The organism is Nostoc sp. (assembly GCF_036917135.1).
Lineage (GTDB): Bacteria > Cyanobacteriota > Cyanobacteriia > Cyanobacteriales > Nostocaceae > Nostoc.
On the sequence record NZ_JBALEA010000054.1, the window covers coordinates 17,696 to 29,757 of the forward strand.

10 protein-coding genes are annotated in these 12,062 nt (G+C 42.8%); 5 read left to right on the plus strand and 5 right to left on the minus strand.

Features of this window, described 5'->3' with window-relative positions; all coding sequences use genetic code 11:
* Positions 1 to 109 precede the first annotated feature (109 nt).
* Positions 110 to 1,990, minus strand: coding sequence for an ABC transporter ATP-binding protein (locus tag V7K50_RS15800; RefSeq protein ID WP_334961528.1), 1,881 nt, complete (start codon positions 1,988 to 1,990; stop codon positions 110 to 112).
* Between the two features lie 640 nt (positions 1,991 to 2,630).
* Here V7K50_RS15800 and V7K50_RS15805 point away from each other — a divergent pair.
* From V7K50_RS15805 to V7K50_RS15815, 3 genes are all read left to right on the plus strand, one after another.
* Positions 2,631 to 3,653, plus strand: a complete 1,023-nt coding sequence (locus tag V7K50_RS15805) for a tetratricopeptide repeat protein (RefSeq protein ID WP_334961530.1) — start codon at positions 2,631 to 2,633, stop codon at positions 3,651 to 3,653.
* A 265-nt stretch (positions 3,654 to 3,918) separates the two neighbouring features.
* Complete coding sequence (locus tag V7K50_RS15810) at positions 3,919 to 4,860, plus strand: GNAT family N-acetyltransferase (protein WP_334961532.1); 942 nt, start codon at positions 3,919 to 3,921, stop codon at positions 4,858 to 4,860.
* Between the two features lie 20 nt (positions 4,861 to 4,880).
* Positions 4,881 to 5,918, plus strand: coding sequence for a zinc-dependent alcohol dehydrogenase family protein (locus V7K50_RS15815; RefSeq protein WP_334961534.1), 1,038 nt, complete (start codon positions 4,881 to 4,883; stop codon positions 5,916 to 5,918).
* Positions 5,919 to 6,135: 217 nt separating this feature from the next.
* Here the strand turns inward: V7K50_RS15815 and V7K50_RS15820 are convergent, their stop codons facing one another.
* From V7K50_RS15820 to V7K50_RS15830, 3 genes are all read right to left on the minus strand, one after another.
* Positions 6,136 to 6,807, minus strand: coding sequence for a glutathione S-transferase family protein (locus tag V7K50_RS15820; RefSeq protein ID WP_334961536.1), 672 nt, complete (start codon positions 6,805 to 6,807; stop codon positions 6,136 to 6,138).
* Positions 6,808 to 7,235: 428 nt separating this feature from the next.
* A complete protein-coding gene (locus V7K50_RS15825) occupies positions 7,236 to 8,363 on the minus strand; it encodes an aryl-sulfate sulfotransferase (protein WP_334961538.1) in 1,128 nt (375 codons plus the stop codon).
* 99 nt (positions 8,364 to 8,462) lie between these two features.
* Complete coding sequence (locus V7K50_RS15830; RefSeq protein WP_334961550.1) at positions 8,463 to 9,500, minus strand: aldo/keto reductase; 1,038 nt, start codon at positions 9,498 to 9,500, stop codon at positions 8,463 to 8,465.
* A 746-nt stretch (positions 9,501 to 10,246) separates the two neighbouring features.
* Here V7K50_RS15830 and V7K50_RS15835 point away from each other — a divergent pair.
* Positions 10,247 to 10,984 carry a Crp/Fnr family transcriptional regulator gene (locus V7K50_RS15835; RefSeq protein WP_334961540.1) on the plus strand — a complete coding sequence of 246 codons (738 nt, stop codon included), beginning with the start codon at positions 10,247 to 10,249 and terminating at the stop codon, positions 10,982 to 10,984.
* Positions 10,985 to 11,105: 121 nt separating this feature from the next.
* Here V7K50_RS15835 and V7K50_RS15840 read toward each other — a convergent pair whose 3' ends face one another.
* Positions 11,106 to 11,324 (minus strand): hypothetical protein, encoded by a 219-nt coding sequence (locus V7K50_RS15840; RefSeq protein WP_334961541.1) that lies wholly within the window; start codon positions 11,322 to 11,324, stop codon positions 11,106 to 11,108.
* Between V7K50_RS15840 and V7K50_RS15845 the strand changes: the two genes are divergently transcribed.
* Positions 11,318 to 11,920 carry a Crp/Fnr family transcriptional regulator gene (locus V7K50_RS15845; RefSeq protein WP_334961542.1) on the plus strand — a complete coding sequence of 201 codons (603 nt, stop codon included), beginning with the start codon at positions 11,318 to 11,320 and terminating at the stop codon, positions 11,918 to 11,920. The two genes, V7K50_RS15840 and V7K50_RS15845, sit on opposite strands and share 7 nt — an antisense overlap.
* Positions 11,921 to 12,062: the final 142 nt, after the last annotated feature.

Sequence of the window (12,062 nt, forward strand, 5' to 3'; positions counted from 1 at the left end):
CTCCGACAGGAGAAGGCATCGCTATTTTATTCTCTAATCAGATTTTTTAACGTGTCGCGGAAGTCCCCAACTTCAATGTACTCATAAGGTGGGGATTGTGAGCGGGGGATTAAGTTCCCAACATCTGCAAGTTATGTAAAGTAGCATAAAGCCCTCCCTGTCGTAGTAGTTGATCGTGACTTCCTTGTTCGATTAATTCGCCCCGCTTCAGAACAAAAATCCGGTCTACATTGCGAATTGTAGACAAGCGGTGAGCGATAATAATGGCGGTACGTCTGAGCAAAAGCTGGTTTAATGCCTCTTGAACTAAAGCTTCTGTGCCAACATCTAAACTAGCGGTAGCTTCATCTAGTACCAAAATTTGAGGATTGCGAATGGCAGCCCGCGCAAAGGCTAAAAGTTGCTTTTGACCACTAGAAATATTTGTACCCCGTTCTCGAAGTTGAGTATCATACCCTTGGGGTAGTTCTTCTATAAACTGGGCAATGTTGGTCTGTTCTGCTGCTTGTTGAATCTGTTCAATGGTATAGCCATCTCCTAAAGAAATGTTGCTTTTAACATCACCAGCAAACAAAAAGCCTTCTTGTAAAATTACTGCCATGTAGCGCCGCAGTTCTGCTTGTGGTACTTCTCGAATATCGATACCATCGATGAGAATGCGTCCTTCGGTGGGTTCGTAAAGGCGGCACAAAAGGCGGATAATGGAGGTTTTACCCGCACCGGTAGGGCCGACTAATGCAATTTTTTCACCAGGATGAATGGTAAAATCTAAGTCTTTAATTACATAATCATCATTTTTGTAAGCAAACCAGACGTGATCAAAGCGAATCTCTCCCAATTCTGGCGGGGAAGTGAGGTCTGGGGATTCTAGATTTGCCACGATCTCGTCTATGTAGCCGAATTTAGCATCAAATATTGAGAAGCGCAAATTGGCGCGATCGCGGATTTCTATCGGTTCATCTAATATATCGCCGACGCGTTCAATGGCTGTGAAAGCAGCTTGAATTGTCGTAAATTTTTCTGCAAAAGCCCTTAAAGGGTCAAATAATCGTTGGGCATACAAGACGAATGCAGATAAATTTCCAAAAGTCAAGTTTTTTTCTAATAGCAACCAACCACCGATCAATAAAACACCTGCGATCGCAATCAGTCCAATCCATTCCAAGGTTGCTGAAACAAATGAATCATAAAAGATGGTTTTATCCATTTGCTGTGTGTAGCGGCTGTTCGTGGCACGAAACAATTCGGCATTAAATCTTTCCCGGCGGAACAACTGCACAACGTTAATACCAACAACATTTTCTTGTAGCTGTGAATTCAGGATAGAAAGTTCTTCTCGCCCTTTGTAATTGGCTTTGCGATACTGTTTCTGAATGTAAACAATTACCCAGCTAACTGGTAACAGGATCAATAGCAGCAAGCAAGCGAGTTGCCACTGCATGGAAAACATTACACCCAAAGTCACCAGCATCAAAAACAAATCGGATATAATGCCGATTGCCCCAGTAGAAAAGACATCGCCTAACACTTCTACATCACTGGTGATTCTGGTAATTAATTTACCTACGGGCGTGCGGTCAAAAAAGCGCACTGCTAGAGATGTCACATGGTGAAACAAGTCTTGGCGAATTGCGGCGGTGATTTGTTGCCCTAGCTTTTGGACTATATAACCTTGTAAACTTGTCAAGCTCAATTGGATAGCGATCGCAATTACCAATAGTCCCTCTAGGATATTTAGCCCTTGGGACAAGGGGCGATTCCGGAAAAATTCGTAAGCGCTTGGTTCATGACGAATTAGGGAGATAGCTTGGCCAATCAACAGAGGTTGTAAGGCGTTAGCTAGTGCGATCGGTATTAGTAGGCACATCGACAGCGCCAATAGCCGTCCGTTACGACGGGCATAAGGCACTAAACGCAAAAACAACCGCCAGTCATTTTCACTCTGACGATTTTGCGTATAAGATTTTTTGAGAGATTGGTAGATGCTCATAGTAAGAGCATTATATTAATGTTTGCAAAAAAATACGCTTGTTTAAAGTAGCATTTAGCCTGCTACTCTGATAGCATGCCTGAGATAAAAACTGCAAGACTGCTACTAAGGCATTTCTCTCTCAAGGACTTTGATTACTTGTATCGCCTCTAGAACGATGCAGAAATCATGAAATATCTGTCGCCAAGAATAAGGGAACAAATCCAGGCGAGTTTAACTAAAACATCAGGGTTTGTTCGATATGATTTGTCACGAAAATATGATACGAGCGCCTAACGCACCGTGTTATGTAGCGGTGCATTAGGCTAAAGCCGTAACACACCCTACTTAAGATTTACTTTATAAGTACTCTCTTACTGAAACCCTTAAACCAAGGACTGAAGTCCTGACTACGAAGTTATTCACGGAATTCTATTCGCGCTGGCTCTAAGTTGACAGCAATGATAGCTGTGTGCCCCTACTAGGCTATTTGTATTAATTAATTCATAGATATTCCTGTAAGTATGAGACACTACCATACTTATCTATTTACGTCTTATATCTAAAGATAGAAAATAAAGGTTAAAATTTGGGAAACCTAAGAGGGGTTCATTCCCAAAATATGTCCTGCCTACTTATCGCAGAGTGCAATTGAGGTCAGATGATGCAACCTTTAAATCAAGTCAAAGAGTGGGAACAACGTCGTGATGAGGCAAACCGCTATTATCAGCGAGGGAAATTTCAAGAGTATCTCGATCTGGCAACCCAAAATTTAGACTTAGCTAGAGCAATTCCAGACCGAGCCAGGGAAGGTTATACTCTGAACGACCTTGGTTTAGCTCACCTTAGTTGCTGGCAACCTCAAAGAGCATTAGAGCGGTTTCATCAGGCGCTTTCGGTTGCTGTTGAAATTGGCAACGCTGCCGCACAAGCAACTGCACTTAGCAATCTGGGTTCTACCTACAGCCGTCTTGGACGCTTTTCCCAAGCCTTGGAATATTTTGACAAATCACTGCCTATCTTCAGGCGATTGCAAGATACTCAAAGTGAAGTTTCTACGCTCAATGATGTAGCGCTAATTTATACGCGCTTGGAAGAACCGAAACGGGCATTGTTGTTACAACACCAAATTTTGACGATGCGGCGATCGCTAGGAGACTTTTCTGGGGAAGCAACAACCCTAAATGGCATTGGGTTTGCTTACAATGTCTTAGGCAAGTTTGAGCAAGCTCTAGAATTTTTTCAAGCAGCACTTCCAATTCAACGAGCTGTGAAAAATTTGGTTGGTGAAGCAACCACCTTAAACAACATTGCTTCTGTATATCATGATTTAGGAAAACCGAAACAAGCCTTATTGCTCTACCATCAAGTTCTTTTGACACGTCGAGCAATTAGCGATCGCTCTGGCGAGGCCACAACCCTTCATAACATTGGTTTTACCTACACTACTCTGGCAGAGCATCGCCAAGCCATGAAGTTTTACAAACAAGCCATTGCGATTTATCAACAACAGGGCGATTCTCTGGGAGAAATTTCAACTTTGCTGAATATGGGCAGCCTTTACACTACAACCAAACGCAAAAAAATAGCGCGATCGTGTTTCCAAAATGCCCAAGAGTTAGCAGAGCTAATCGAACATCAGCCACTCATAGAAAAAGTACAGCAGTTCATAGATTCTCTTTAGCGTAAGGGATTTCCAATAAATAAATTATCCAAAGAAATGAACCACAGAGGCAAGGCAGCGCGGTCTTGGGGAGCCAGTGCGGTCTTGGGGTCTCCCCAAGTGGAGCATCTGGCGTGGTTTCCCCCATGAGTGACTGCCGCGCAGAGAACACAGAGAGAAGAGAAATAGAGAGGATTTTTGCGTCAGTTTTGGGATGTTTTTTTATTTGGAAGTCCCTAACTCTAAGTAATAGGATAGAATCTAACGCTCTCAAGATGACAAAGAGATGAACGTTTCTATCCGATTACTCCAAGAGAATGAGTTAGCTGCTGCTGACCATATTTTTCGGCTGGCCTTTGGCACTTTATTAGGACTAGCTGAACCAACCGAGTTTTATGGGGATGCTGCTTACATCCACCATCGTTGGAAAAATGATCCAAATGCGGCCTATGCTGCCGAGGTAGATGGAAAATTAATCGGTTCTAACTTAGTGGTGAATTGGGGAAGCTTTGGCTATTTTGGGCCGTTAAGCGTTCATCCTGACTTTTGGAACCAAGGAGTAGGTCAACGTCTGGTTGAAGCTGCAATAACTTCCTTTGACCAATGGAATACTCCGATGACAGGACTGTTTACTTTTGCTCAAAGTCCTAAGCATCACGTACTCTATCAAAAATTTGGCTTCCGTCTGCGTTTTCTCACTGCAATTTTGGCAAAGGAAGTACAGCAATTCCAGCCAATATCCCAAGGAACTAGATACTCACTCATCAGTGAGGATGAACGCGCCCAAAGTATCAAAGCAATTGCTCAACTCACTAATTCTATTTATGAAGGGCTAGATTTATCACGGGAAATTCTGACAGTTCAGGCTCAAGGACTGGGTGATACAGTGTTGTTATGGAATGATGCAGGCTTGGCAGGATTTGCAGTTTGTCACTATGGGGCAGGTACTGAGGCAGGTAGTAATACTTGCTTTATCAAATTTGGCACGGTATATTCTGGCAATCATGCAGGGCAACATTTCGAGCAGTTATTAGATTTGTGTGAAGCATTGACTGCGGCTCAAGGGATCACACGTTTGGTTGCTGGAGTCAATACCAGTCGAGACGAAGCTTACCGTAAGATGCTTGCTCGTGGTTTTCGCAGTGAAATCATTGGAGTTGCAATGCATAGACCTAATGAACCGGGATTCAATCGCCCAGATGTTTTTGCAATGGATGATTGGCGATAGCATAGTGCATAAGAAATTCTATGAAAGCTTACGAAATTCAAAACAACGCCGGAATTGATGCCCTGGCATTAGTCCATCGCCCTGAACCAAAACCCGCACCTGGACAAGTTCTCATTCAAGTCAAAGCAACATCCTTAAATTACCGCGATCTACTTGTCATTGAAGGCACTTATGGTACTGGACAGAAATATCCCTTAATTCCCCAGTCTGATGGTGCGGGGGAAGTTGTGGCGGTGGGAGAAGGTGTGACACGGGTAAAAATAGGCGATCGCGTGGCTGGTATTTTCTTCCAAGACTGGATTTATGGCTCTTTAACCAAAGAGAAAATGAAATCTGATCTCGGAGGCGGTATCGATGGAATGCTAGCTGAGTATGTCGTATTACACCAAGATGGCTTAGTGATATTACCTGACTACTTATCCTACATTGAAGGGGCAACATTACCCTGTGCAGCAGTCACAGCTTGGCATGGACTGATTACAAAAGGCAATCTTCGCGCAGGTGATAGTATTTTATTACTCGGTACTGGAGGAGTTTCAATTTTTGCTCTCCAGTTTGCCAAGATACATGGTGCGAGAGCGATTATTACTTCCAGCAGTGATGATAAATTGGCGCAAGCCAAACAGCTTGGTGCTGATGAGACAATCAACTACAAAATAACACCAGATTGGGAAAAGCAAGTTTATCAATTGACTAATCGCACAGGTGTAGATCATGTAATTGAAGTAGGCGGTGCAGGTACTCTGCCAAAATCCCTACAAGCAGTCCGCATTGGAGGACGTATTAGCTTAATTGGCGTATTGTCAGGTAGAGGAAATGAGATTGACCCCATGCCAATACTTTTTAAGAGTTTAACAGTTCAGGGAATTTATGTTGGCAGTCGGGAAATGTTTGAGGCGATGAATCAGGCAATGCAACAGCATCAAATCAAACCGATTATTAATCGAGTTTTCCCCTTCACTGAAGCACGAGAAGCTTATCATTACCTCAAAAGCGCCGCTCACTTTGGTAAAGTCGTAATTCGTAATACTTCGGCTACGCTCAGTACAAGTTCGTAATTTTAAAGAGTTTAATTCTATGTTTCAAGTGGGGTTTGAATTCCCAGTTGAAACATAGTTATACCAATTGAAAAAAACAATGCAACAAATAGACCATTTGTAGAGACGCGATGAATCGCGTCTAGATTCTAGATTCATCGCGTCTAGATTTATCGCGTCTTTACTTTACCCAAGGATGTGTTGCAATCATTAATTAAATTGGTATTATTAATTACGTTTAAACAGCAGCGAGAGTAGGTGCAGCGAATTTAGCATATCGCTCAATGTAGAATTCCTTAGAGTGAGCGATCGCTTTCACCGACTCACGCTCTTTCAAAGTATGTTTCCACTGGCGTACACGGGTAAATTGCTCTGGTATCCCAAACCCACGATACTGCTTGAGTGCAGCCCAGCGCTCAAACCAAGGAAAGTAGGTGAAATCCACCAAACTGATGGATTCACCAAACCAGTAAGGGCCTTCCCCAGATAGCTTTGCTAAACCTTCGTTTTCAATGAATTCCAGGTGTTTGTATAGTTCCTGTTTTGCTTCTTCTTGTTTTTGAGGATCTGAACTCCGCAGCAGGGTAGAAAAAGCGGGAACGAACCTAGTGTTAGCGAAATCGATCCAGATACGAGCCTGTGCTTTGGCAATAGGGCTGCTGGGTAACAGTGGTGGATTGGGAAATACTTCATCGAGATATTCGTTAATTACTGCTGACTCCCAAACTCGGTTATCGCCATGAGTTAGTGCAGGGACTTTACCATAGGGGGAAACTTTGGTAAACCCTTCTGGCTTATTCTGCAAATCAATCTCAATCAAATCAAACTCGATGCCCTTCTCTTGGAGTACCAAGCGGGTACGGTGAGCATAAGGACAAACAACCGCACTGTATACTTTGATTTGAGCCATGTTTAAGTTCCTTGGTAAATAGGAATTGTTAATCGGCATTGGGAATTGAATTTTCATCCAAAATCCCAAATCTTAAATTGTTAGTGTCCTATAGCGGTTCTCGTTTACGTGAGGTACACCCGTAGGGGCACGGCACTGCCGTGCCCTTACCTTACACCTTGCGATATAATCTTGTACCGCATCTGAATGGGAACCGCTATAAAGCGCACAGAACTTACCCAAACAATAGCCAAAACCCTTATTTTCCCCTAGGTGCAATTCATGAATTGCCCTACAGCGTGTGCTTTTGCGTAAGTCCTAGCGCAGTAGAAACTCTCAATGTGGCGAAAAATTTCAGACACTAACCAAACTTTGAATATGAGAAGTTGGTAGTAAGGACTTTAGTCCTGATGTTAAGCACTTCAGTGCTTACTACGTACCACGCTTTTCTAAAGCCAGGGAATTTCTTCAGGTGCATAACGGAAGGCGCGAAAGACTGTATTTTGCTCCCCACGAGTTACCAGCGACTTCTCACCGGGAATATTTCTAACTGCAAAGTGGGGATTAATGTATTCCCAAACAATTTCACCTGCAACTGTCACCTCAAATATCCGGCCATAGGCACCTTCTGTAATCAAGGTATTGCCATTGGCTAAACGTTGCGCCCCTGATATGTAAGAACTGAAGAAATTTTGGGGCGGATTGTCGGTGTATTCCCAAACTATCTCTTTGGTTTGGCGGTTCACCTCAATTACACGAGAGAAATTGAGAGCAATGTTACGGCGATGTGCGCCATTGTCGAAAATCAAGATATTACCGTTAGCTAATTCGTTCGGGAAGTGCTGCTGTGCTAGCACATCATCGCCCAACGTCCAGATGATTTCTCCGGTTTTGCGATCGATAATGACAACTGTGGAGATATTGCGGAAGCTGACTATAATGTTGCCATCAGCAAGTTCACCCACAGTATTCCCATGAGTCCATTCATGTCGATGATCCTGGGGTGTGATCGTAAATATATCTGGATCGAGGTGTTCGTGGGCGTGCCAAGTCCAAACAATTTCACCTCCTGGAGTCACTTCATAAAGCACATCTGCATAGATATTACCATCTGGTTCTGTACCTGGTACCCCGCCTTTGATCCTCTTAACCAAAGACTCAGGTATTTTTTCAATGGCTAGTAGAATTGTGTTGCCATTGGCTAGTCTGCGTCCATCGTGATGGTGGTCTGGATGCTGATATTCCCAAATAATATTTCCTTTGGGATCTGCTTCTAAAACAACGCCACTTTTGAATGCAGCCCACAAAGCAAAACGTAGTGGTTCTTCTGGTGGAGTCTTACCATTATAAAAAAGGTTGCCATTGGGTAAGAGATAACCGTATAACCCTGGTGGATAAGGCAGATTCCATTGGTGTACTACTTCTCCTTCTAGGTTCAGGAGGTAGACTTCACCTTGACCTGTCAGAGGTGTGAAAAGTGTGTATCCTTTGAATACTTTTTCAGAATTGTAAGCTCTTAAACCAGTACCGCGACGACGAATAGTATTTTGGTCAACCGATGTTGCTGTAAAAGTCATATTCTACCTACTAAATATCTAGTTTGTTATCTAACAACTGGGACAGAATCGCGTACCTCTACTCGTTTCAGAACAATTCGCACTCACTACTCAGCACTCTTATGGTGCCGGGTTTGGAGATTGAGCATTAACTATATCCAACTCTTCCAAAATGTTTTTGTCGAGAACTACATCCACACTTTCTAGATTCTCTTTGAGTTGTTCCAGTGTCGTAGCACCAATAATTGTGCTAGGCACAAACCAACGACTCCGCACGAATGCCAAAGCCAGATGTGCTGGACTTAGTTGATAGCGTTTGGCAATATCTATGTAGGCTGCTACTACTTCACTGACTTTTGGTTTTAAGTAGCGCTGACCAAAATTTTCAAACAAACTGAATCTTGCCTTTTCTGGTTTGCCATTTAGATATTTACCAGTCAATAAACCAAATGCCAAAGGACTATATGCCAGTAAACCAATTTCTTCGTAATAAACTGCTTCTGCTAAGGCTCCGTCAAATACTCGATTCAACAAGTTGTAGGCATTTTGAATCGAAACAACTTTGGGCAATCCTAATTGTTTAGCTGCGTTACTAAACTGGGCAACTCCCCAAGGGGTTTCATTACTCAAGCCGATGTAGCGAATTTTGCCCGCCTTAATTACATCAGCAAATACTGCTAACTGTTCAGCAATGGGAACTGTTTCACCCACCTGAGTCGGATCGAATACCGTTTGTCCGAAACGTGGCACGTAGCGATCGGGCCAGTGGATTTGGTACAGATCAATATAGTCTGTCTGTAATCTTTTTAAACTATCATCTACAGCTTGTTTGATATTATCACGGTCAATTGCTTTGGCTCCACCACGTAACCATTTAAAACCTCGACCAGGACCAGCTATCTTAGTAGCTATAATAATTTCATCTCTTTGTTGATGCTTTAACCATTCCCCAATGTAAGTTTCAGTTAATCCATAAGTTTCGGCACTTGTTGGTACTGGATACATCTCGGCTGCATCAATAAAGTTGACTCCTTGGGCAATTGAATAATCTAGCTGCTCGTGGGCTTCTTCAATAGTATTTTGCTGTCCATAAGTCATAGTGCCCAGACAAATTTCAGAAACTTTTAAGTCACTCTTGCCAAGTTGGTTATACTTCATATTTTCGCCTTGCTTCTCAGTTGACTGAACAGTGATATCTTTGTTGGATTTTTGCCATTTTGTTAATAACGCCATATTTCAATTAAATTAGTAGCTCCAAACAACACTGAGTTCGGCACTAAACCAATATAAATTATTCAGCAAATAAATCTTTCGCTATTAATACTGTAAATCGATAGATTAAACGCTGTTTTAGGGCGCAAGTGTTTATTATTGCATAAGTGAACGAGATAAGTAAGCTAGTTTGGAGTAATAAAAAATCTAAAATTGTAGTAGAAAATACTTGCTTTTATTGAGTTTTTGTGAGTTGGACTGTTTGAGACTGAGTATATACTACGATAAGTCATTCAATTTTTCGTAGTATCTCAAAAAGTCTTAATATAGCGGTTCTCCTTTAAGTGAGGTACACCCGTAGGGGCACGGCACTGCCGTGCCCTTACACCTTGTGATGTAATGTTGTACCGCATCTGAATGGGAACCGTTATATTCTTCTAGGATTAAATTTTAAAAAATGTTAAGATAAAATAAATTGCTTTAAAGTTTCTATGTCTGGAAGCAAACAGATAGTTGGTAGTGCAATTTAAGGACTTGCATAATCAGGAATTTTTTACTGCGATCGCTTCCCACGAATTTATTAAAAGTTTTTTTAGAAAATACACCTTTTGACATTAGGATCAGATTCTTGATTTTTCTCCTTATGCCTGGAGTTGCCTTTTCTAAAGATGGCTATATTCAGGAGAATCCCAATGTCATTAGACAAAAATACCCATGCACAACCAGCAAATAAGTTGCTCGCATCTCTGCCAGCAACTGATTATGAACGTCTTCTTCCCCACCTGAAGCTAGTTAAGCTTCCACTTCAGAAAGTCCTTTACGAAGCAGGCCAACCGATCACACAAGTTTATTTTCCTAATAAGGCAGTGGTTTCTATAGTCAGCACTATGGAAGATGGCTCGACTGTGGAAGTTGGTTTAGTGAGCAATGAAGGTATGGTGGGTATGCCTGTAATTTTAGGAGACAACACCACAACCACAACAGCATTTGTGCAGATTTCAGACAGTGCGATGCAGATGGATGCAGATATACTCAGAAGCGAGTTCAATCGGGGTGGAGCTATTCAAAGCCTGCTGCTGCGCTACGTGCAAGGTGTATACACTCAAATAGCACAAGGATCTGCCTGCAACCGTCTGCATAGGCTAGAAAGGCGGCTGGCTCGGTGGCTGCTAACAGTTTCTGACCGTCTGGAATCAGAAGAATTTCCGCTCACGCAAGAATTTATTTCACAGATGCTAGGTGTACGCCGCGCTGGTGTTACTGAAGCGGCTAACATCCTCAGCCAAGCCGGAATGATCGCCTACCACCGTGGTCAGATTAACATCCTGAATCGAGAGGCTTTAGAAAAAACCTCCTGCGAATGTTATCAGATTATAGAAAATGAATTTGTTCGTTTATTGGGCAATATGCCCAATAAACGGCGAAAATAATTTTTTTGAAGCTCCTATGTACGAAACCGTACAGACTCTAGGAAGTGTGTTTATTTAATATTTTTGAGATTGTCCCCGTTTTTCTTTAGCGAATACACCTTTTGACATTAGGATCAGAACCTTAAATCCTTTCCTTGTGCCCTGAGTTGGCTTTTCTAAAGTCACCTACCTTAAGGAGAGTGACTTCTAATATCATTAGATAAAAACCTTTTTCAGCAACCAGCAAATAAGCTTCTTGCAGCTCTGCCAAGCCAAGATTATCAGCGTCTTGTCCCCCATCTAAAGCTAGTTTCGCTCCCACTTCGGCAAATCCTTTACCAAGCAGCCGAACCGATGACACACGTCTATTTTCCTGATAAGTCAGTGGTTTCTATAGTCACCACTATGGAAGATGGCTCAACGGCGGAAGTTGGGATAGTAAGCAATGAAGGCATGGTGGGTATCCCGATAATTTTAGGAGACAACACCACAACCACAACAGCGTTTGTGCAGATTTCCGGCGCTGCTATGCAGATCGATGCAGATGTAGTTAGAGCCGAGTTCAATCGGGGCGAAGCGCTTCAAACCCTGCTGCTACACTATGTACAAGCTGTATACTCTGAACTGGCCCAAGGTGCTGCCTGCAACCGTCTCCATACACTGGAAGAACGTCTGGCTCGCTGGCTACTGACAGTCTCTGATCGTCTGGAATCAGAAGATTTTCCCCTCACGCAAGAATTTATTGCTCAAATGCTAGGTGTACGTCGTTCCGGCGTGACAGTAGCGGCTAGCACCCTCAGCCGAGCCGGAATGATCACCTACCAACGTGGTCATATTAGCATCCTGAGCCGAGAGGATTTGGAAGCAACTTCCTGCGAGTGTCATCAAGTCATCCAAAAGGAATTTGCTCGGCTACTGGGCAATAAGCCCAGTAGCCGAGCCGGAAAAATTTTTTGAGTTATGTGTGCGAAACCGAACAGACTCGCAAAAGTAACTTGATTTAAAGGTATCGGCTCAATAAGTAGGGGTAGCAGAGGAAAATAAGTGAAGCGAGGTACACACAGTGTCATAAAATATGAGACATGACGCAAAAGCTTAT